This window comes from Bradyrhizobium sp. UFLA01-814, from assembly GCF_046718885.1.
Lineage (GTDB): Bacteria > Pseudomonadota > Alphaproteobacteria > Rhizobiales > Xanthobacteraceae > Bradyrhizobium > Bradyrhizobium elkanii.
Genome location: NZ_JAQOSR010000010.1, coordinates 67,944 through 89,602 on the forward strand (window position 1 = coordinate 67,944; position 21,659 = coordinate 89,602).

General features: G+C 64.8%; 17 protein-coding genes and 1 pseudogene. 3 read left to right on the forward strand and 15 right to left on the reverse strand.

Annotated elements, in window-relative coordinates; all coding sequences use genetic code 11:
- Window positions 1-87 precede the first annotated feature (87 nt).
- Window positions 88-855 carry a 5'/3'-nucleotidase SurE gene (gene surE / locus PMN64_RS05300; protein ID WP_411779946.1) on the reverse strand — a complete coding sequence of 256 codons (768 nt, stop codon included), beginning with the start codon at window positions 853-855 and terminating at the stop codon, window positions 88-90.
- A gap of 697 nt (window positions 856-1,552) precedes the next feature.
- On the opposite strand from surE, the gene PMN64_RS05305 reads away from it, so the two are divergent.
- Window positions 1,553-1,882, forward strand: a complete 330-nt coding sequence (locus tag PMN64_RS05305) for a hypothetical protein (protein ID WP_411779947.1) — start codon at window positions 1,553-1,555, stop codon at window positions 1,880-1,882.
- Between the two features lie 108 nt (window positions 1,883-1,990).
- Here PMN64_RS05305 and serS read toward each other — a convergent pair whose 3' ends face one another.
- The 10 genes and pseudogenes from serS to PMN64_RS05355 all read right to left on the reverse strand — a co-directional run bounded on the left by serS (window position 1,991) and on the right by PMN64_RS05355 (window position 12,845).
- Window positions 1,991-3,406, reverse strand: coding sequence for a serine--tRNA ligase (gene serS / locus PMN64_RS05310; protein WP_411779948.1), 1,416 nt, complete (start codon window positions 3,404-3,406; stop codon window positions 1,991-1,993).
- Between the two features lie 185 nt (window positions 3,407-3,591).
- A complete protein-coding gene (tatC, locus tag PMN64_RS05315; RefSeq protein ID WP_411779949.1) occupies window positions 3,592-4,398 on the reverse strand; it encodes a twin-arginine translocase subunit TatC in 807 nt (268 codons plus the stop codon).
- Entirely contained in the window at window positions 4,395-4,895 is a 501-nt protein-coding gene (gene tatB, locus PMN64_RS05320) for a Sec-independent protein translocase protein TatB (protein WP_411779950.1), read from the reverse strand. Before tatB ends, tatC begins: the two co-directional genes overlap by 4 nt.
- A 160-nt stretch (window positions 4,896-5,055) precedes the next feature.
- Window positions 5,056-5,289, reverse strand: coding sequence for a twin-arginine translocase TatA/TatE family subunit (locus tag PMN64_RS05325; RefSeq protein ID WP_016846882.1), 234 nt, complete (start codon window positions 5,287-5,289; stop codon window positions 5,056-5,058).
- A gap of 201 nt (window positions 5,290-5,490) precedes the next feature.
- A pseudogene (scpB, locus tag PMN64_RS05330) lies at window positions 5,491-6,336 on the reverse strand (SMC-Scp complex subunit ScpB); the annotation flags it as partial.
- Between the two features lie 22 nt (window positions 6,337-6,358).
- Window positions 6,359-7,180, reverse strand: coding sequence for a segregation and condensation protein A (locus PMN64_RS05335; RefSeq protein ID WP_411779951.1), 822 nt, complete (start codon window positions 7,178-7,180; stop codon window positions 6,359-6,361).
- A complete protein-coding gene (nagZ, locus tag PMN64_RS05340) occupies window positions 7,177-8,199 on the reverse strand; it encodes a beta-N-acetylhexosaminidase (RefSeq protein ID WP_411779952.1) in 1,023 nt (340 codons plus the stop codon). The genes PMN64_RS05335 and nagZ overlap by 4 nt, the downstream gene beginning before the upstream one ends.
- Window positions 8,200-8,245: 46 nt before the next feature.
- Window positions 8,246-9,712 carry an SPOR domain-containing protein gene (locus tag PMN64_RS05345; RefSeq protein ID WP_411779953.1) on the reverse strand — a complete coding sequence of 489 codons (1,467 nt, stop codon included), beginning with the start codon at window positions 9,710-9,712 and terminating at the stop codon, window positions 8,246-8,248.
- A gap of 118 nt (window positions 9,713-9,830) precedes the next feature.
- Window positions 9,831-11,627 carry an arginine--tRNA ligase gene (gene argS, locus PMN64_RS05350; protein ID WP_411779954.1) on the reverse strand — a complete coding sequence of 599 codons (1,797 nt, stop codon included), beginning with the start codon at window positions 11,625-11,627 and terminating at the stop codon, window positions 9,831-9,833.
- A gap of 9 nt (window positions 11,628-11,636) precedes the next feature.
- The gene (locus PMN64_RS05355; protein WP_411779955.1) at window positions 11,637-12,845 is read right to left on the reverse strand and encodes a deoxyguanosinetriphosphate triphosphohydrolase; all 1,209 of its coding nucleotides are present in this window, start codon (window positions 12,843-12,845) and stop codon (window positions 11,637-11,639) included.
- A 138-nt stretch (window positions 12,846-12,983) separates the two neighbouring features.
- Here PMN64_RS05355 and erpA point away from each other — a divergent pair, with 138 nt between their 5' ends.
- Window positions 12,984-13,313, forward strand: coding sequence for an iron-sulfur cluster insertion protein ErpA (gene erpA, locus PMN64_RS05360; protein ID WP_016846874.1), 330 nt, complete (start codon window positions 12,984-12,986; stop codon window positions 13,311-13,313).
- Between the two features lie 63 nt (window positions 13,314-13,376).
- On the opposite strand, the gene PMN64_RS05365 is transcribed toward erpA, so the two are convergent.
- Complete coding sequence (locus PMN64_RS05365; protein WP_411779956.1) at window positions 13,377-16,505, reverse strand: efflux RND transporter permease subunit; 3,129 nt, start codon at window positions 16,503-16,505, stop codon at window positions 13,377-13,379.
- A 3-nt stretch (window positions 16,506-16,508) separates the two neighbouring features.
- Entirely contained in the window at window positions 16,509-17,642 is a 1,134-nt protein-coding gene (locus tag PMN64_RS05370; RefSeq protein ID WP_411779957.1) for an efflux RND transporter periplasmic adaptor subunit, read from the reverse strand.
- A gap of 162 nt (window positions 17,643-17,804) precedes the next feature.
- On the opposite strand from PMN64_RS05370, the gene xth reads away from it, so the two are divergent.
- Window positions 17,805-18,596 (forward strand): exodeoxyribonuclease III, encoded by a 792-nt coding sequence (gene xth / locus PMN64_RS05375; RefSeq protein WP_411779958.1) that lies wholly within the window; start codon window positions 17,805-17,807, stop codon window positions 18,594-18,596.
- 21 nt (window positions 18,597-18,617) lie between these two features.
- Here the strand turns inward: xth and PMN64_RS05380 are convergent, their stop codons facing one another.
- On the reverse strand, window positions 18,618-19,454 hold the full coding sequence (locus PMN64_RS05380) for a tetratricopeptide repeat protein (protein WP_411779959.1): 837 nt from the start codon (window positions 19,452-19,454) through the stop codon (window positions 18,618-18,620).
- Complete coding sequence (gene ilvD / locus PMN64_RS05385) at window positions 19,441-21,165, reverse strand: dihydroxy-acid dehydratase (protein ID WP_028342086.1); 1,725 nt, start codon at window positions 21,163-21,165, stop codon at window positions 19,441-19,443. The genes PMN64_RS05380 and ilvD overlap by 14 nt, the downstream gene beginning before the upstream one ends.
- Window positions 21,166-21,659 lie beyond the last annotated feature (494 nt).

A 21,659-nucleotide genomic window follows, 5' to 3' on the forward strand; every position in this document is an offset into this window, starting at 1 on the left:
CGGATGGAGCGAAGCGTAATCCGGGAAATTTTGCACGCAATGCGAGCGGCCCCGGATTTCGCTTCGCCCCATCCGGGCTACACGAGATCACTTCAGCGTATCAAGCAGCGTTTCCGAAAATGCTTCATCGGTGCGGTCGAGCCGCAGCGGTGTGACCGAGACGTAGCGGGCCGCAAGCGCGGCGAGATCGGTGCCTTCGGCCGGCGTGTCCATCATCGCCGCGCGCTCGAAGCCGATCCAGAAATACGGATTGCCGCGTCCGTCGTGACGGCGATCGATCTTCAGGAAACCCTGATTGCGCTTGCCTTGCCGCGTGATCCGGATGCCCTTGACGTCATCGGGCATGCAGGACGGGAAGTTGACGTTGATGACCGTGTTCCTGGGGACGCCGGCGCCGATCACCTTGCGGATGATGTCGGGTCCGAATTTCAGCGCAGTGTCCCACAGCGGCGCATTGCGCGTCTCGATCGAGAATTCCTGCGACAGCGCGAATGACGGAAAGCCCAGAATGGTGCCTTCCAGCGCACCGGCGATGGTGCCGGAATAGACCACGTCCTCGGCGACGTTGCGGCCCTTGTTGACGCCGCTCAGCACGAGATCGGGCAGCTTGTCTCCGAGAATGTGGCGCGCGCCCATGATGACGCAATCGGTCGGCGTGCCGCGCACCGCGAAATGACGCGGGCTGACCTCGCGCAGACGCAGCGGATCGTTGAGCGACAGCGAATGCGAGACGCCGGACTGATCGAGCTCGGGGGCAACGATCCAGACGTCGTCGGACAACGCGCGTGCGATCTGCTCGACGACCTTAAGGCCCGGAGCGTGGATGCCGTCATCATTGGTGCAGAGAATTCGCATCCGTCAAAGTGCCTTTTGTTCCGATTCGACGCGGGTTTCTTACGCTGCGTTTCTTGAGTTGATTGCCGTCTTAACCGGCTAGGGCCGCGGAGGCAAACCGGGCGATGGCTGGTGCCATCGCGCCGACGTCACGCGCCATGGACGGACAAATCGCGCGCTGCCGGCGATCTTGCACTCGAACACCGGCCAGGCCGCTCTGGCCGGCCGCCGAACAACCGCGATCACGGGCGCCGGCCGCGGCGCCTCTGGCATTTTGACCCGAGGGGCTTGACGCAGCTTGGCCCCGAGACCCCGGGACGTGACAGCTTCTGACCTTGGAGGCTCGGGCTTGGCAGGTTCAGGCTTTGGCGCTTCAACCTTGGAAGCTTCGGCCTTGGGCGCTTCAGATTTGGGAGCTTCAACCTTGGGCGGCTCAACCCTCCGAGCTTCCGGCCTGGCCGGCTCAAGAGCAATTGGTGCGGTTTGGCGAGGCTCAGGCTTGGGAGGCTTCGGAAGCTCCGATGTGGGGAGCTCGGACTTGATGGGATCGGCCGTGATGGAATCAGCCTTGGCGGTTGCGGTCGTGAGCGACTCAGCCTTCGGAGCTTCAAACGCGCGAGGCTCAGCCCTGGACGGTTCGGGGGCGACCGAAGCCGCTTGAGGGAGCTCAGACCTCGCCGGCTCGACCTTCCGGGGCTCAACCCTGAGCGGTTCGGGCTTGGGCGGCACCGGAGCGAGCGTCTCGGCCGGTTTTGCGACCGGCGCCGTCGCAGCCAATTTCGATTTCAGCCTGGCCAGCAGCTCCTCGATCGAGGGCACCGATGTCGCGTCAAGCGGAGCGCGCGGCGCGGCCGGCGGCATCGCCCGGACCGGCGGTGGCGGCGACGCAATCGGTGCCGGTGGTGGCGGCAAATCGGCCGGCGCCAATTGGGCGAACTTGCCGCGCGCGATCTCCAGCGCCTTGTCGAAGTCGGGCCTGTCGATCCAGGCCTTCGATTGCACCTCGGTCACGCGCGCCTCCCACAGGCGCGCGGCCTCGATGTCGTAATAGCCCATCTGCTTCTGATTGATCAGCTGCAGACCGTGGCCCGTAACGGCCCATTGTCGACCAAGCCAGTGGATGTCACGGTGGAGCGGCATCACACTGGCCCTCGCCTCACATGCCGTGCTCGATGACCTTGAGCCCGCCCATATAGGGCTGCAGCACATCGGGCACCGCGATCGAACCATCCTGCTGCTGATAGGTCTCCATGACAGCGATCAAGGCGCGCCCGACCGCCGTGCCGGAGCCATTCAGCGTATGCACGAAGCGCGGCTTGCCGTCGGGGCCGCGATAGCGCGCGTCCATGCGGCGGGCCTGGAAATCGCCGCATACCGAGCAGCTCGAAATCTCGCGATAGGCGCCGCCGTCGCCCTGCCCCGGCATCCACACCTCGATGTCGTAGGTCTTCTGCGCGGAGAAGCCCATATCGCCGGCGCACAGCGTCATCACGCGGTAATGCAGGTCGAGCTTCTGCAGCACCTGCTCGGCGCAGGACAGCATGCGCTCGAGCTCATCCTTGCTGGCTTCCGGCGTCGTGATCGACACCAGCTCGACCTTTGTGAACTGGTGCTGGCGGATCATGCCGCGCGTGTCGCGCCCCGCCGCGCCCGCCTCGGCGCGGAAGCACGGCGTCAGCGCGGTGAGCCGCATCGGCAGCTCCTTCTCGTCGAGGATGGATTCGCGGACGAGATTCGTGAGAGGGACTTCGGCCGTGGGAATTAGCCAGAAGTTCTCTTTCGTTTCAGCGTCCTCGATTAGCCGATCGACTATAGCCTTAGGACTTTTGGTCGTGTCTTTGAGCACTTCCTTATCGAGGGGCTCCAGAATTTCATCCAGCCGATGCTGTCGCCACTGCATTTCGGCTGAAATAAACTGGTCATCGCGGAATTTCGGCAACTGACCGGTGCCGAACATCACGGCGTCGCGCACCAGCAGCGGCGGATTGATCTCGGTGTAGCCGTGCTCGCCGGTGTGCAAATCGAGCATGAACTGCCCGATCGCGCGCTCGAGCCGCGCCAGCCCTTTCTTCAGCACGACGAAGCGCGCGCCGGACAATTTCGCCGCCGCCTCGAAATCCATATACCCGAGCGCGGTGCCGAGATCATCATGCAGCTTCGGCGCAAAGCCGTAGTCGCGCCTCTTCCCGTACACATGGTGCTGGACATTGCCGTGCTCGTCGGTGCCGTCGGGCACCTCGTCGAGCGGCAGGTTCGGAATCGACGACAGCTCTTTGGTCAGCTCGTCATCGGACGATTTCGCCGCCGCCTCGAGCTCCGGCATCGTGGTCTTCAGCTCGGCGACCTCGACCATCAGCTTGGCCGCACGCGCCTCGTCCTTGGCCTTCTTGGCCTCGCCGATCTCCTTCGAGGCCGCATTGCGCCGCGCCTGGGCCTGCTCGGACGCCAGGATCGCCGCACGCCGCTTCTCGTCGATCGCCAGCAGCGACGGCGACAACGGCCCAAGCCCGCGGCGCTTCAGGCCGGCGTCGAAGGCTGTCGGATTGTCGCGGATCGCTTTGATGTCGTGCATGGGTCAGTCCTGGCAGGCTACGCGTCGCTAAACTACGGTGATGTAGCTCCACTACCACGACCGTCATCACCCGCGAAAGCGGGTGATCCAGTATTCCAGAGAGGTCGGTGTGTCACCGGGAAGCCGCGGCGTACTGGATACCCCGCTTTCGCGGGGTATGACGCCGAGTGTGAGGTGAAATCACCCTATTCGGCGGGATTGGTCGCCGACGGCGCCCCGGACGAGGCACTCGAGGTGGCAGCCTTCTTCTCGACGATGCGGACCGCGATGATGGCGCCCTCGTAGAGCGCGAGCAGCGGGATCGCGAGCGAGGCCTGGCTCAGCACGTCGGGCGGCGTCAGCACCGCGGCGATGATGAAGGCGATCACGATGAAGTAGCGCCGCTTCTCCTTCAGCATCTTCGAGGTGACGATGCCGATGCGGCCGAGCAGCGTCAGGATCACCGGCAGCTGGAACGCGATGCCGAAGGCGAAGATCAGCGACATCATCAGCGAGAGATATTCGCCGACCTTGGGCAGCAGCTGGATCTGCGCGGTCTCCGCGCCGCCGGCCTGCTGCATGCCGAGCGAGAACCGCACAAGCATCGGCAGCACGACGAAATAGACCAGCGCCGCGCCCATCACGAAGAACACCGGGGTGGCGATCAGATACGGCAGGAACGCGTTGCGCTCATGCCGGTAGAGACCGGGCGCGACGAATTTGTAGATCTGGGTGGCCACGATCGGAAACGAGATGAAGCCCGCGCCGAACAATGCGAGCTTCAGCTGAGTGATGAAATATTCCAGCAGCGCGGTGTAGATGAACTTCGAATTTTCCGGCCCCGCGATCCAGACGAACGGCCAGACCAGCACATTGTAGATCTGCTTGGCGAAGAAGAAGCAGATGATGAAGGCCACGCCGAAGCCGAGCAGCGCCTTGATCAGCCGCGAGCGCAGCTCGATCAGGTGATCCATCAAGGGGGCCTTGCTGGCCTCGATGTCTTCGGCGCTCATGACGCCCTCGCGTCCTTGCGCACATCGGGCTGTGCCGGCGTCACGTCCTGCGGCGTCGGCTCACCCTTCACCTCATTGGTGATCGCGAGCGGCTCGCTGGCGGCGACATGCGTCTCAGCCTCGACGAAGGTTTCCGGCGTCGGCTCGGCGGGAGTCGTGGGCGTTACCGGTGCGTCGATTGCGGACGCGACCTGCGCATCGACCGGCTTCTCGATCTGCAGGGCGTCGCTGACGTCCTTCTGCAGCGAGGTCATGATGTTGCCGCTGGTGATACCGGTTGCGGCCTCCCTGACCTCGTCAAAGCTCTTCTTGAGGTCGGCCATCTCGGCCTCGCGCATCGCTTCCTGGAACTGGCCCTGGAATTCGGAGGCCATCTTGCGGGCCTTGCCCATCCATTGCCCGACCATGCGCAGCACGCCCGGCAGTTCTTTCGGGCCGATGGCGATCAGCGCGACGACCGCGATGACGACCAGTTCACTCCACCCGATATCGAACATGAATTCTTCCGCCTAAGCGCGCCGCCATCGGCCCCATCGCTCCTAACAGGATCTGGGGCTGCCGGCGCCTTTTCTCAATCGGCGTCCATAGCGCGTCTGTGCGACGGCGTCACCGTTTCGCGCAAGAAAAAACGTCGAAATATGCGTCAGTACAAGCGCGTTAGACGGCCTTGCTGCCGACGTCCTGGCGCGCGGCCGACGTCGCCGCATTGTGATCGATCGACTTGGTGGGCTCGGTCTTCTCGGCGACCTTGTCGTCGTCCTGCATGCCCTTCTTGAAGGCCTTGATGCCCTGAGCGACGTCACCCATCAGATCCGAAATCTTGCCGCGTCCGAACAGCAGCAGGACCACTGCGATCACGACGATCCAGTGCCAAATGCTCAACGAACCCATCCTGCAACCCTCCAGAAATGGCCGGCGGACCGGCCTGAACTTTGCCGGAAGGTAGGCCCGCGGGGTGTCAAAAACAAGGACCTCGGCCGCGGCAAATCGCTGTCGCGGCTACGTAATATTGCTAGGCTTAACCGGGAATATTCAGGCTTATTCGCCCTTGTCCTCGGTGTCGGCGTCATCACCCGCGCGGTCGACCCGGTCTTCCGGCTCGCCAGCGTCAGGTTCGGCCGCATCCGCCTCAGAGGCAACGTCCGCCTCGACCTCGGCCTCGGCGGTGGTTTCGACCTCCGCAGTCGCTTCGGCCTCAGTCTTTTCGGCCTCAGTCTTGGGTTCCTCGGCTTCCGACTCGACCGCCGGCGCCAGCAGCAGTTCCAGCGTATCACCCGGCTCGAGCGGCTCCTCATCCTCCCGCAGCGTCGCGTCATCCGACGGCGACGGAACGGAAAATCCGGTCGGCAGACGCGAGTCGAGCAGACCCGTGCCCTTCAGCTCCTCGAGCCCCGGCAGGTCGCCGAGCGCTTCCAGACTGAACTGCGACAGGAACGCGTCGGTGGTTCCGAAGGTCAGCGGACGGCCCGGCGTCTTGCGGCGGCCGCGCGGGCGGATCCAGCCGGTCTCGAGCAGCACGTCGATCGTGCCCTTCGAAGTGACCACGCCGCGAATCTCTTCGATTTCGGCGCGAGTCACCGGCTGGTGATACGCGACGATCGCCAGCACCTCGATCGCGGCACGCGACAGCTTCCGGGTCTCGGTGCTCTCTCGCGTCATCAGCCACGACAGATCGCCGGCGGTACGGAACGTCCACTTGTTGGCGACACGCACCAGGTTGACGCCGCGCGGCGCGTATTCCGCCTGCAACTGAGCCAGCGCCGCCTTGACGTCGACTCCGTCGGGCATCCGCTTTGCCAGCGTTGCCTGATCGATCGGCTCGGCCGATGCAAACAGCAGGGCTTCCAGGAGCCGCAATTCCTCAGGACGCGCCACCGGATCCATAGGAGAAACCTCCTCCTCGGGCTCTTCTCTGCGCACTTCCGCCAAGCTTGCCATGGGCTTGCTCTCCTTCTTCCACTTACTCAACCGACAGGTCCGGCGCCGCCATTGCGGCCTGCGCTTGACGCTTTCGGAAATAGATCGGCGCGAACGCCTGCTTCTGGTTGATCTCCATCTCGCCCTCGCGAACCAGTTCGAGGGCGGCCGCGAAGCTCGAGGCGAACACCGTCGCCTTCTGCTTGGGATCTGCGACGTACTTCATCAGGTAGTCATCGAGGCAGCTCCATTCCTCGGCGAGGCCAACCAGCCGCTCCAGCGACGCGCGCGCTTCGGCGAGCGACCACACCGTCCGCTTGGCCAGATGCACCGATGTCAGAACGCGCGACGCGCGCTGCGTGGCATAGGCCGACAGCAGGTCGTACAAGGTCGCGGTGAACTTCGGATGCTTGATCTCGGCGATCGATTCCGGATTGCCGCGCGGAAAGATATCGCGCTGGAACTGCGGCCGGTTCATCAGCCGGTTCGCCGCCTCGCGGATCGCCTCCAGCCGGCGCAGCCGGTTGGCGAGCGCGGTCGCCATTTCCTCGGCGCTCGGCCCCTCCGCGGTCGGCGGCTCGGGCAGCAGCAGCCGCGACTTCAGGAACGCCAGCCACGCCGCCATCACAAGATAGTCGGCCGCAAGCTCGAGGCGAATCTTGCGCGCCGCCTCGATGAACGAAAGATACTGGTCGGCGAGCGCGAGGATCGAGATCTTCGACAGGTCGACCTTCTGCTGCCGCGCCAGCGTCAACAGCAGGTCGAGCGGACCTTCATAGCCCTCGACGTCGACCACCAGCGCCGGTTCGCCCTCGGCGAGGTCGGCCGGCCGCCCGGTATCAAACGAAAGAATTTCAGCGGTCATGCCGTCCCTACCCGATCCAACAACGCATCCAGTTCAGCCCGTGCCGCCTGCCGGTCGAGCGGCTGAGGCGGCTTGCGCGCGGCGAGCGTCGCCTTGGCACGCTCAAGCGCCTTGCCGGTCAGTTCCGGCGTTTCGCGTGCGACCTCGCGCATCTCGTCAATATTGCCGTTGCAGTGCAGAACCATGTCGCAACCGGCGGTGACGATGGCGCGGGTCCGCTCGGCAATCGATCCGGCCAGAGCATTCATCGACACGTCATCACTCATCAACAAACCCTGGAACCCGATCAGGCCGCGAATCACCCGTTCGATGATTGTCGCAGAAGTCGTCGCCGGATGGACGGGGTCGAGCGCGCTAAACACAACATGTGCAGTCATGGCCATCGGCAGATCGGCAAGCGGCTGGAACGCAGCAAAATCGGTCCGTTCCAGCTCGTCCCTGGCGGTATCAACCGTCGGAAGCCGGAAATGGCTGTCCGCCGTGGCCCGGCCATGGCCGGGAATATGCTTGAGAACCGGCAGCACCCCGCCCTGTTCCAGCCCGTCCGTGACCGCGCGGGCGATCGCCGCGACCTTGTCCGGCTCGGTTCCATAGGCCCGGTTGCCGATCACCGCATCCGCCCCGGCCACGGGAACGTCGGCCAAGGGCAGGCAATCGGCAGTGATTCCGAGATCGGTCAGATCGGCCGCAATCAGCCTTGAGCTGAGCCGGGCTGCCGCAAGCCCGAGCTTCGGATCGATGTCGTAGAGCGCCCCAAAGCTCGCGCCCGGCGGATAGGCCGGCCAATGCGGCGGGCCGAGCCGCTGCACCCGCCCGCCTTCCTGGTCGATAAGGACCGGGGCATCGGCGACGCCGACCGCGAACCGGAGTTCCCCAACAAGAGCCGCCACTTGCGCAGGACTCTCGATGTTGCGCTTGAATAGGATGAAGCCCCATGGCCGCTCGGCGCGAATGAATTCGCGTTCGACGTCGTTGAGGATCAGCCCGGATATGCCCGTGATGAATGCGCGGTTCGTCATTCGGCCGATTAGGCCGTATGCAGCTCACGGGTCAAGGAAACGGCCTTTAATTTCTTTGGATGAGGCACTGCGGCCCACCCGCCGACATCAGGCTTTTGCACACTTGACTTGCCTCTTCCGACGACGCGAACGGGCCCGCGAAGGCGCGGTAGTAGACGCCTTTCTCTCCGAGATCGACGCGCTTCACCACCAAGGGCTGCGAACCGAGCACGTTGCGATACTTGCCCTGCAGCGTCCGGTACGACGCCTGGGCGTCCGCCTCGTTCTTCTGCGAGGACACCTGGACCAGATATCCGCCGCCACCAACCGGAGCCGCCGAGGTCGACGCTACCCGGGTCGGAGGCGCGGCCGGAGCCGCCTCAGCCTGGCCGGGAACCAGCGACATTGGCGAGTTGACGCTGGCATTGGCCGCAGCCGGGTTGCCGCGCGACATCGGAGGCTTCGCCGCCGCCGAAGGTTTCGCTGGCACGGCCGCGGTGGCCTGCGTGCCATCGGGCGTATCGCCCTTGACCGAGAGGGTGCGGACCTTGCGCGGCTCGTTGTTCGGCAACGTGCCGTTCGCGGTGAGCGGCGCCGGCGCCGGCTGCGCCGTCTGCACGCTGGCCGCCGGCGGCGGATTCGCATTGGCGTTCAGCGGCGGAAACACGACGCGCGGTCCGGCGGTCTTCGAATTGACGTCGACCGGCGTCTCTTCGCGCGACACGATCTTCTCGGTGCCGTCGCCCGTCGCCATCCGGTCCGGCGTCTTGGCCGGCGCGTCGGCCTGGGCCGGGATCACTTTGGTCGGCGTGTTGTCAGCCTTGATGATCGGCGGCTCACCGCTGCGGGGCGAACCGACATAGGTCCGGTAGGCATACGCGCCACCGACGCCGAACACGCCAAGCGCGAGCACCGCGGCGACCGTTATCAGGCCGCTGCGCCGCCGACGAGGCTCGGGTTCTTCCTCGTAGGCCTCCTCATAGGCATAGGGATCGTCCGGATAGGCGGGATCGCGCTGCAGATCCTGCTCACCGGCTTCCAGCTGGCCGTAGAGCGCGTCGTCATAGCGCGACGGATCCTGACTCTGACCGCCACTCTGATAGTGCGGCTCCTCGTCAAATGCCTCCGGCTGCCGAGGGGCCTCGACCGGCCGATATTGCGCCACCGGCGCAGGCGCGGGCTGCGCCTGCTGGGCTGCATAGCGGTGCAACGGATGCACCGGCTTCGGCTGGTAGTCCTGCTCGGGCTCTTCGTCTTCGATATTCTGCACGGGAGGCGGAGCGACGGCCTCCTGCCGCGCGCGCTGCATCCAGGGCGGCGGGCCCGCGGGCGGCGCATCCTCGTCCGTGGCCTGCGGCTCGTATTGTTGCGGCCGCGCGTTGGCGCGCGACTGCAGCGGACGCGGCGGCGGCTTGTTGGAGGAGCCGAACGGATCCGTCTGGCCGATCAGCCGTGCCAGTTCGGCAAGCGGATCGCTGTCGGCCTTGGAAGCCGTGTCGGCGGGAAAATGTCGGTCCTGATATCGATCAGCCATTGTGATGATGCATCCCCTTCGGGACAGCGCCAAGATCGCCGGCACAGCCGGTCCGTACGAGTTGGCCTCTGCCAGATGCCCTCACAAATCCCCACTCGTGAGGGCCTAATGCCCCTGCCTACCGCATCTCGGTCGGAGCGTGGACGCCTAGAACAGCTAAGCCCGATGCCAGAACCGAGACGACGCCCTGAACCATTGCCAGTCGCGCCCTCGTGATCTCTGCATCATTATTGATAATGAAGCGTAAATAGGGCAAATCGCGCCCCTTGGTCCAAAGCGCATGAAATTCACTGGCCAAATCATAGAGATAAAAAGCGATTCGGTGTGGCTCATGTGCCACCGCGGCAGCCTCGATCATCCGCGGATAAAGCGCAAGCCGCTTGAGCAGCTCGAGCTCGGCCGGGTCGGTCAGCCGCTCGACCGTAGCATTACGGAGATAGGCGAGCCGGGCCTCATCGGTCTCGGGCAGATCGGGAACCGCTTCCTCCCGCGCGTTGCGGAAGATCGAGTGGCCGCGGGCGTGGCCGTACTGGACGTAGAAGACCGCGTTGTCCTTTGACTGCTCGATCACCTTGGCGAGGTCGAAATCGAGCACCGCGTCGTTCTTGCGGAACAGCATCATGAATCGGACAGCGTCGGAGCCGACCTCGTCGACCACCTCGCGCAGCGTGACGAACTCGCCGGACCGCTTCGACATCTTCACCGGCTCGCCGTCGCGCAGCAGCTTCACGAGCTGCACGATCTTGACGTCGAGCACAGCCTTGCCCGCGGTCACCGCCTTCACGGCGGCCTGCATGCGCTTGATGTAGCCGCCGTGATCGGCACCGAACACGTCGATCAGATTGGTGAAGCCACGCTCGAACTTGTAGCGGTGGTTGGCGATGTCGGATGCGAAGTAGGTGTAGGATCCGTCCGACTTGATCAGCGGACGATCGACGTCATCGCCATAGGCGGTGGCGCGGAACAGGGACTGCTCGCGGTCCTCGTAGTCCTCGACCGGCTTGCCCTTCGGCGGCGGCAAACGGCCCTCGTAGATGTCGCCCTTGGCGCGCAGGAAATCGATGGTCTCGGCGACCTTGTTGTTGCCTGACGCGATCAGCGAGCGCTCGGAGAAGAACACATCGTGATGGATATTGAGCGCGGCGAGATCGCCCTTGATCATCTCCATCATCATGGCGATCGCCTTGTCGCGCACGATCGGCAGCCACGCGGCTTCCGGCATGTCGAGCAGCTTCTCGCCATATTCTTTGGCGAGCGCCTCGCCGACCGGCACGAGGTAGTCGCCGGGATAGAGCCCTTCCGGGATCGCGCCGATGTCCTGGCCGAGTGCCTCGCGGTAGCGCAGGAACGCCGAACGCGCGAGCACGTCGACCTGGGCGCCGGCGTCGTTGATGTAATATTCGCGGCAGACGTCGAAGCCCGCGAATTGCAGCAGGCTGCACAGCGCGTCGCCGAAGACGGCGCCGCGGCAATGGCCGACATGCATCGGCCCGGTCGGGTTGGCCGAGACGTATTCGACATTGACCTTCTCGGCCTTGCCGACGTCGCTGCGCCCGTAAGCCGAGCCGGCGGCCAGCACGGCGCGTAGCGCGTCCGACCAGACTTGCGGCTTCAAGGTCAGGTTGATGAAGCCGGGCCCGGCGACATCGACGGAGGCCACCAGCGCATCGGCGCGCAGGCGCTCGGCGATCTTGTCGGCAAGCTCGCGCGGCTTGGCCTTGGCGTCCTTGGCGAGCACCATCGCAGCATTGGTCGCCATGTCGCCATGGCTGGCGTCGCGCGGCGGCTCCACCACGACGCGGGAAAGATCGATGCCGGCGGGCCAATTGTCCTCGGCTGCGACAGCGGCACAGATCGCGTGCACGCGCGTCAGCATGTCGGCAAAAAGGTGTGGTGAAGCAGTGGTGTCGGCCATGGCAGGGCGCTAACGCAAATCCGGGGTCGAGTCAAAAAGCCTTTGGTGCTCGATCAGGGCGAAACGATCGGTCATCCCGGCAATGAAATTGCCGATCCGCCTGTTCCGAGCGCTCCCGGTCTCCTGCACGCTCCCCTCGATCCATTCCGCCGGCAGGTCCTCCGGCGATTGCTGGTAGCGCTCGAACAGATTGCGGACCACCTCCTCCGCCTCTCCCATCACCAGCATCACCCGCTTGTGGCGATACATCCGCCGGAACAGGAACGCCTTGATCGCCGCCTCCTGCTCCGCCACCTCGGACGGAAACGCGATCAGCGGGGCATTGTGGTGGCGCACGTCGTGGGCCGATAGCGGCTGCGCGGCCGCGAGGCGCCGGCTCGCCTCGGTGAAGACCGCGCTGATGAAGTGTGAGATCAGCTCACGCACCAGTTCGGCGCCGCGCCGGACCTCGTCGAGCCCGGGATAGTGGCGGTCGATCTCGGCGATGATGTCGGCGGTCAGCGGCATCTCCTTGAGATCGTCGACCGCGAACAGGCCGGCACGCAGGCCGTCATCGATATCGTGCGCGTCATAGGCGATGTCGTCGGCGAAGGCCGCGATCTGCGCCTCGAGCGAGGCATAGCTCCAGAGCTCGAGGTCGTAGCCCCTGTTGTAGTCGGCAATTCCGATCGGGATTCCACTCTCCAGGTAGCGGCCGGCGGGCGCGCCATTGCGCTCGGTCAGCGGACCGTTGTGCTTGACGATCCCCTCGAGCGATTCCCAGGTCAGGTTCAGCCCGCCGAATTCGGGGTAGCGATGCTCCAGCGAGGTGACGACCCGCAGCGCCTGCGCATTATGGTCGAAGCCGCCGTCATCCCTGAGGCATTCGTCGAGCGCGCGCTCGCCGGCATGCCCGAACGGCGGATGGCCGAGGTCATGCGCCAGCGCCAGCGTCTCGGTCAGGTCCTCGTCGACCCCGAGCTGGCGGGCCAGCGCCCGGGCGATCTGTGCGACCTCCAGCGAATGGGTCAGCCGGGTGCGGTAGTGATCGCCCTCGTGGAAGACGAAGACCTGGGTCTTGTGCTTGAGGCGGCGGAACGCGGTGGAATGGATCACCCGGTCGCAGTCGCGCCGGAACGGGCTGCGGGTCCGGCTCGGCGGCTCGGCGACCAGCCGGCCGCGGCTGCGATCGGGGTCGCAGGCATAAGGCGCGCGGGGGGCAGCCATTCCGACCGACACTGTATTTTAGTCCTTATCCATTTGATTCCATGGTCCGACGCACTTAACTATGACTGAGGCGGCCGACCAAATGAATTGGGGATGACGCCGGGTCTGATCCGGATCGGATCACGCTCAAATAGGGTTTCGGAGACCGACATGACTGCTGCCATCACCGTCAGCGAACGGGCCGCCCGCCGTATCGGGCAGATCCTCAGCAAGGAAGGCGAAGGCGCCAAGCTGCGCATTTCGGTCGAGGGCGGCGGCTGCTCCGGTTTCCAGTACAAGTTCGACGTCGAGCGCACCCAGGCCGATGACGACCTCGTGATCGAGCGCGACAGCGCGGTGGTGCTGATCGATCCCGCCTCGGTGCCGTTCCTCGCGGGCTCGGAAGTCGATTTCGTCGACGACCTGATCGGCGCCTCGTTCCGCGTCGTCAATCCGAACGCCACCGCCTCCTGCGGCTGCGGCACCAGCTTCTCGATCTAACACCTCGCGATCCCGAGCAGTTTCTCCCGGCGAGCCGGTTTCCGGCTCGCGCCGAACGCTCGGCTATTCCGCCGCGACCACCTGCGGCCGCTCGACGTCGCCGCCCGCCTCCGCCTGCGGATCGAGCTTGCGGCGCAGCCTGCGGTCGATGCGGTCGAGATAGATGTAGATGACGGGCGTGATGAACAGCGTCAGCAATTGCGAGACGCAGAGGCCGCCGACCACGGCGACGCCGAGCGGCTGACGCAGTTCGGCGCCGGCGCCGGCGCCGAGCGCGATCGGCAGCGTGCCGAAGATCGCCGCGAACGTTGTCATCATGATCGGGCGGAAGCGCAGCAGCGCCGCCTCGCGGATCGCGTGCTCGGCGCTGAGGCCGACCCGGCGTCGCTCCAGCGCGAAGTCGACCATCATGATCGCGTTCTTCTTGACGATGCCGACCAGCATCACGATGCCGATCATCGCGATGACCGACAGCTCCATCCCGAACATCATCAGCGTCAGGATCGCGCCGATACCGGCCGAAGGCAGGCCGGAGATGATCGTGATCGGGTGGATGAAGCTCTCGTAGAGAATGCCGAGGATCACGAAGGCCGCGAACACCGCGGCGAGGATCAGCACGCCCTGCCCGCGCAGCGAATCCTGGAACACCTGCGCGGTGCCGGAGAAGCCGGTCACAATCGTCGGCGGCAAATTCGCGGTCTGCTCGAGTTCGGTGATCTTGTCGACCGCGTAGCCGAGTGAGGTGCCCGGCGCGAGGTTGAAGGAGATCGTTACCGCCGGCTGCTGGCCCTGGTGGTTGATCTGCAGCGGTCCGACCGTCGGCACCAGCCTTGCCACCGCATCCAGCGGAATGGTCTGGTTGTTCGCGGTCTTCATGTAGAGCTTCGAGAGGTCGGACGGATCGACGCGGAACTGCGGCTGCACCTCGAGGATGATCTGGTAGTCGTTCGACGGCATGTAGATGGTGCCGACCTGCCGCGCGCCGTAGGCGTTGTAGAGCTGGTTGCGGACCTGATCGACCGTGACGCCGTAAACCGCCGCCTTCTCGCGATCGATGTCGACCGTCATCTGCGGGTTCTTGATGTAGAGGTCTGTGGTGACATCGAGCAAGCCCGGGATCTTCTCGATCTTGTCGCGCATCTCGGGCGCCAGCCGGTACAGCGCCTCGGTATCGCCGCTCTGCATCACATACTGATACTGGCTCTTCGAGATACGCCCGCCGATGCTGAGGTTCTGGACGCTCTGGAAGAACGCCTGCATGCCCGGGATCTCGCGCGCCTTCTGGCGGAGCCGGCCGATCACCACGGTGGCGTTGTCGCGGGTCTTCTGCGGCTTCAGCGCGATGAACAACCGGCCGTAATTGGTGGTCGGATTGGGACCGCCGGAGCCGACCGTCGAATTGATGTAATCCACCGCTGGATCGGTCCGCATCACCTCGACCAGCGCCTGCTGGCGCACCTTCATCGCCTCGAACGAGGTGTCGGTCGCAGCCTCCGTCACGCCGATCAGAAAGCCGGTGTCCTCCTGCGGGAAGAAGCCCTTCGGCACGATCATGTAGAGGTAGATGGTGCCGCCGAGCGTCGCGAGCGTCACCACCAGCATCAGCGCCTTCTTGGCCAGCACCCAGTCCAGCGCCCATTCATAGGCGCGCAGCCAGGCCTCGAACATCGCCTCGAACGCCCGCAGCACGACGTTCGGCCGCTTGCTCGCGTCATGCGCGCGCAGCACGCGGGCGCACAGCATCGGCGTCAAGGTCAGCGACACGAAGCCGGAGACGATGATGGCAACCGAGATCGTCACCGCGAACTCGCGGAATACGCGGCCGACAATGCCGCCCATCAACAGCACCGGAATGAACACGGCGATCAGCGAGAAGGTGATCGAGATGATCGTGAAGCCGATCTCGCGGGCGCCCTTCAGCGCCGCCTCGAACGGCTTCATGCCGTGCTCGATATGGCGGACGATGTTCTCCAGCATGACGATGGCGTCGTCGACCACGAAGCCGACCGAGAGTGTCAGCGCCAGCAGCGTCATGTTGTTGATGGAGTAGTCCAGCGCGTACATCGCCGCGCAGGTGCCGAACAGCGAGATCGGCACCGCGAGCGCCGGAATGAAGGTGGCAGAGGCCGAGCGTAGGAACAGGAAGATCACGAGGATCACGAGGCCGATCGCGATCAGCAGGGTCTCCTCGACGTCGCTGACCGCCTGGCGGATCGAGACCGAACGGTCCATCATGACCTGCATGGTCACCGAGGGCGGGATCGCGGCGCGCAGCGACGGCAGCTTGGCCAGCACGCCATCGACCACCGCCACGGTGTTGGCGTCGGGCTGCTTCTGGATCGCGAGCACGATCGCCCGCTCGTCGTTCATCCAGGTCGCGATCTTGTCGTTCTCGACGCTGTCATAGACCTTGGCGATCTCGTCGAGCCGGACCGGCGAGCCGTTGCGCCAGGCGACATAGATCTGGCGGTAGTCGGCCGCCTTGTCCATCTGGCCGGAGGCCTGCAGCGCGACGTCCTGCTTGGGGCCGTTCAAGGTGCCGACCGGGGTCGAGGAATTGGCGCGCGACACCGCGGCGCGGATATCCTCCATCGAGACGCCGCGGGCAGCGGCGGCCTCCGGATCGGCCTGGACACGGATCGCAAATTTCTGCGCGCCGTAGATCAGCACCTGGGCGACGCCCGGCAGCTGCGACAGCGCCTGCCCGATCGTGATGTCGCCATATTCATTGACGCTCGACAGCGGCAGCGTCGCCGATCCCAAGGAGACGAACAGCACCGGGAAATCCGCCGGGTTCACCTTCCGGAAGCTCGGCGGGATCGTCATCTCGATCGGCAGCCGGCGCTGCGCGATCGTCAACGCGGTCTGCACGTCGAGCGCGGCAGCATCGATGTTGCGGTTGAGGTCGAACTGGATCGTGATGACGCTCGTGCCTTGCGAGGAGTTCGAGGACATCGAGGAGATGCCGGCAATGGTCGAGAGCTGGCGCTCGATGATGCCGGCGACCGAGGCCGCCATGGTGTCGGCGCTGGCGCCGGGCAAGGTTGCGGTCACCGCGATGGTCGGGAAGTCCACCTTGGGCAGCGCCGAGACCGGCAGCAGGCGGAAGCCGAACACCCCGAATGCGATGATCGACGCCGTGATAAGCGTCGTCATGACCGGGCGGCGGATGCAGAGCTCGGAGAGCGTCATCGGTCAGGCTCCGGCCTTGCGCGCCCGCAGCTCGACCCGCGATCCCTCGGAGAGCAGCAGCTGGCCGTCGACGACGACGCTTTCATCGCCCGCCAATCCGTCCGCGATAACCGAGCTGCCCTGGAAGGTGCGATCGACCTTGACCGGCTGGACCTTGGCGACGCCGTCCCTGACGACGAAGACGAAATTGCCGTTCTGGCTGCGCTGCACGGCGACCGTCGGCACCACGACCGCGTCTTCGCTGCGGATGATCAGCTTGGTCTGCACGATGGTGCCGGGCCACAGCGTCTCGCTCTCGTTGTTCATGATGCCGCGCACGGTCACCATGCCGGTGGTCGCGTCGACGGCGTTCTCGACCATCGCGACCTTGCCGCGCTCGGAACGCTGGTGGCCGGGAATGGTCGCGATCACCTTTGAATCGCCCTTGCCCATCGCGTCGCGCAGATCGACCAGCGCCCGCTGCGGGATCGCGAAGGTGACATAGACCGGCGCCATCTGGTTGATGACCGCGAGCGGCTGGGTGTCGGCGGGGCGGACGAAGTTGCCGACCTTGACGTTGGCGGCGCTGATCCGTCCCGCGAATGGTGCGCGGATGACGGTGTAGCTCTTCTGGACGCGGAGATTTTCCAGCGCGAACCGGTCCGCCTTGATGGTGCCGATCAGGACGTCGGACTGGGTCTTTGCGTTGTCGAGGTTGACCTGGGTGGTCGCGCCCTTGCCGACCAGCTCGGTGTAACGGCGGAGGTCGCGCTGCGCGCCCTCGAGCTGGGCCTGGTCGCGGGCCAGCACGCCCTCGGCCTGCTCGATCTGCGCGTCGATCTGCCGCGCGTCGAGCGTGAACAGGAGATCGCCTTCATTGACCTTGGCGCCGTCCTCGAAATGCACCGAGACGATGGTGGTCTCCAGCCGCGACTTCAGCGCCACGCTGGAGATCGGCGTGACCTGCCCGATGGCATCGACATCGACCGGAACCGATTTGCGTTCCGCCTTGGCGAGATCCACGGACACCACGCGCGGCCGCGCCGTCCCTTGCGCGGTGGCGGCGCCGCCACCCATCCATGAAGTGCGGGTCATGTAAGCCGCCCCGGCCGCAATGCCGAGAACAGCGACAGTCAGAACCAAATTGCGTTTTTTCATAAGTTTTGCACGTGCGCCGCCCGCTTCCCTTGCAAGCCGGTGCGCGTCGTCACTCCCCCGTCGGCAATTGTTGCGCCTTGTTTCTTGAGAGGGTTAGCACAGGCGGACCGCCCATGGTATGCCACCTAAGTGAAATAGTGCGGCTTCAATCCGGTCATCTGCATGCGCATCGCTACGTGGAACGTCAACTCGGTCCGGCAACGGATCGAACTTCTGGTCAGCTGGCTGAAGGAGTGTTCCCCCGACATCGTCTGTCTGCAGGAGATCAAATGCGTCGATGATGCGTTTCCCCGCCTCGAGGTCGAGGCGCTCGGGTACAATGTCGTCACGCACGGCCAGAAGACCTTCAACGGCGTCGCGCTGCTCTCGAAGCTGCCATTCGACGAAACCAAATCGGGCCTCGCCGGCGACGACGAGGACGCCCATGCCCGCTTCCTCGAAGGCGTCGTCACGCTGAAACAGGGTGTGATCCGGGTCGCGTGCCTCTATTTGCCCAATGGCAACCCCGCCAATACCGACAAATATCCGTACAAGCTCAAGTGGATGTCGCGGCTTCTTGAGTATTCGAAGGAGCGGCTGAAGGCCGAGGAGCCGTTGATCCTGGCCGGCGATTTCAACGTCATTCCGGCGGCCCGTGACGTCTACAATCCCGCCGCCTGGGCCGATGACGCCCTGTTCCGCCCCGCCACCCGCGAGGCCTTCCAGTCGCTGCTCGGCCTCGGCCTGACCGACGCGCTACGGGCGGTCAATGACGAGCCCGGCCAGTACACCTTCTGGGACTACCAGGCCGGCGCCTGGCAGAAGAACTGGGGCTTGCGCATCGACCATCTGTTGATGTCGCCGCAGGCGAGCGACCGGCTGATCGACGTCGGCATCGACAGCTATGTCCGCGCCTGGGAGAAGCCGTCCGACCACGTCCCGGTCTGGGCCGATCTCGATTTCGAGACCACCTGACCCGCCGGCTTGACCGGGAGATTAATCCCGGCGGCCCTGCACCCAGTGCTCGAGCATCTGCAGCGCCATCGCGCGATCGTCCTCGGAAGCCTTGGCGATCGCCCGGTTGTAGCTTTCCTTGATCCAGGCCTCATCCGGCGTCGCGCTGTCGCGCGCCAGCGTCAGCCACATCAGGCCGCGTGCTCGCTGCGGCGGCAGGCGGTCGCCGTTGAACAGCATCTGGCCAAGCAGCGCCTGCGCCTGATGCTGGCCCTTCTGGGCGGCGAGCCCGAGCCAGCGCGCGCCGTAGCGGAAGTCGTCCCGCGAGGCGTCCGGCGTCTTCAGGTACAGCCGGGCAAGGTCGTACTGGGCGTCGGCATTGCCGAAATAGGACGCGGCATAGGAGAACATCTCCCGCGCCCGCTCGGTGTCCGCCTTCACCTTGGAATTGGGAATGCCGCTCAGATAGTAGCGGCCGAGCGCGACGAAGGCATTGGCCACGATCGAGGCCTGCGGCGCCGACGGCGAATCCTCGGCATGCGCATTGGCGATCCGGCTGAAATACTCGAAGGCGCGCATGTCGTCCTGGATGACGCCGTCACCCTCGGCGTACATCTTGCCGAGCTTCCACTGCGCGACGGGGTGACCGCCCTCGGCCTGATACTGCAATGAGCTGAACGACGAGGTCGGCGAGGTCGCCGCAGGCGCCACCGGAGTCGCGGCCCGTTTCAGCGCGCCGGCTGTCCCCGGCTGCGGGGAAACCACAGGAAGAACCGTATCTTGTGGGTTGACCGGAGCGCCGTCGAATCCGAATCCGGGGCCCGCCACCGGGATGGCCCCTAACGCAAACGCCAATATCGTACGCCTAAACGTCCGCATAACACTGTTTCTCGTACGCGCCACCCGGATGGGTGACTGCGCCATCCACCGCCGGCCCCACTTGCTCGGCGTACTTCCACAGCGCACCAGATGTATGGTTCGTCGCGCGAGGGGCCCATTTGGTCTTACGATTTGCGAGTTCGGCGTCGCTCAAATTTACGTTAAGGGTGCCGGCGACCGCATCGATCTCGATGATGTCGCCGTCTTGCAACAACCCGATCGGCCCGCCGACGGCCGCTTCGGGTCCAATATGTCCGATGCAAAAGCCACGGGTGGCTCCGGAGAACCGGCCATCGGTGATCAGCGCAATCTTGCCGCCCATCCCCTGCCCGGTCAGCGCCGCCGTGGTCGCCAGCATCTCCCGCATGCCGGGACCGCCCTTCGGCCCCTCGTAGCGGATCACGATAACCTCGCCTTCCCTGTAGGTGCGCTTCTGCACCGCCTCGAAGGCGTCTTCCTCGCGGTCGAAGCACCGGGCCGGACCGGTAAACCTCAGGTTGGACATTCCCGCGACCTTCACGATCGCACCCTCCGGAGCGAGATTACCCTTCAGCCCGACAACGCCACCTGTCACGGTGATCGGATTGTCGGCGGGCCGCACCACATCCTGGTGCGGATTCCATTTCACGCTTTTGAGGTTTTCGGCGATCGTTCGGCCAGTGACGGTCAGGCAATTCCCGTGCAGGTGGCCATTGTCGAGCAGCGTCTTCATCAGCAGCGGAATGCCACCTACTTCAAACATGTCTTTGGCAACATAACGGCCGCCCGGCTTCAAATCCGCGACGTAAGGAGTCTTTTTGAAGATTTCGGCGACGTCGAACAAATTGAATTTAATGCCGCACTCATGGGCGATCGCCGGTAGGTGCAGCGCAGCATTGGTCGAACCACCTGAGGCTGCAACCACGGCCGCAGCATTTTCAAGGGCTTCCCGGGTGACGATGTCGCGGGGCCGGATGTTCTTCTCGATCAGCTCCATCACCTTCTCACCGGCGGCGGCGCAGAAGGAGTCGCGGATCTCGTAAGGCGCCGGGGCCCCGGCCGAATACGGAAGCGCGAGGCCGATCGCCTCGGAGACGGTCGCCATGGTGTTGGCGGTGAACTGGGCGCCGCAGGCGCCGGCCGACGGGCACGCCACCCGCTCGATCTCGTCGAGGTCCTCGTCCGACATGGCGCCGACCGAGTGCTTGCCGACCGCCTCGAACATGTCTTGCACGGTCACCGGCTGCCCGCGGAAATTGCCTGGCAGGATCGAGCCGCCATAGATGAAGATCGACGGCACGTTGAGGCGGACCATCGCCATCATCATGCCCGGCAGCGACTTGTCGCAGCCGGCGAGCCCGATCAGCGCGTCATAGGAGTGGCCACGAATCGTCAGCTCGACCGAATCGGCGATGCATTCACGCGACGGCAGCGACGAGCGCATGCCGTCATGGCCCATCGCGATTCCGTCGGTCACCGTGATGGTGCAGAACTCGCGCGGCGTGCCGCCGGCCGAGGCCACGCCCTTCTTCACCGCCTGCGCCTGGCGCATCAGCGAAATGTTGCAGGGAGCGGCTTCATTCCAACATGAAGCAACGCCGACAAAGGGTTGATGAATCTGGGCTGTCGTCAGCCCCATCGCATAGAGATAGGACCGGTGCGGTGCGCGCTCTGGGCCCTCCGTCACGTGACGGCTGGGCAGCCTGCCCTTGATGTTCGTCTTGACGTCCATCGCGACCCTGTTCCCGGCGCTCTTTCCTGCATCAACGCCGGAACCCGAAAAAATGTCCCACCGTCGGATTCAGCTACGTGAATATCCTTTCATGTCGGGGTGTGGCTAAAAAGCGGCGCGACTACGGACCGGGTGCTTTTAAGGTTAAATGTTCAAGCACCGTTGCAGCGCCGCAACAATCGTGGCCGCCGTGCAACCATGTATTACCAATCCTTATGGAAACCTGACGCGTGGCTGACCACATAGCCGTCAGATTGCCGCCTTGCGATGGAGCTCGCTTGAGTAGCGGGATTGAAGGACAGCCCTTGCTCACGGATTCAACTGTCAAACGGCGTATTCGGTGTCATCACCCGCGCATGCGCATGCGGGTGATCCAGTATTCCAGAGCCGTTTACCCGGCGGCCAGCTTCGGTGGCGATGGAGATGACCAGCACTCCGTGCGATTCCGGCCGTGCTCCTTGGCCTGGTAGAGCGCCGCATCGGCGGCCTTCATC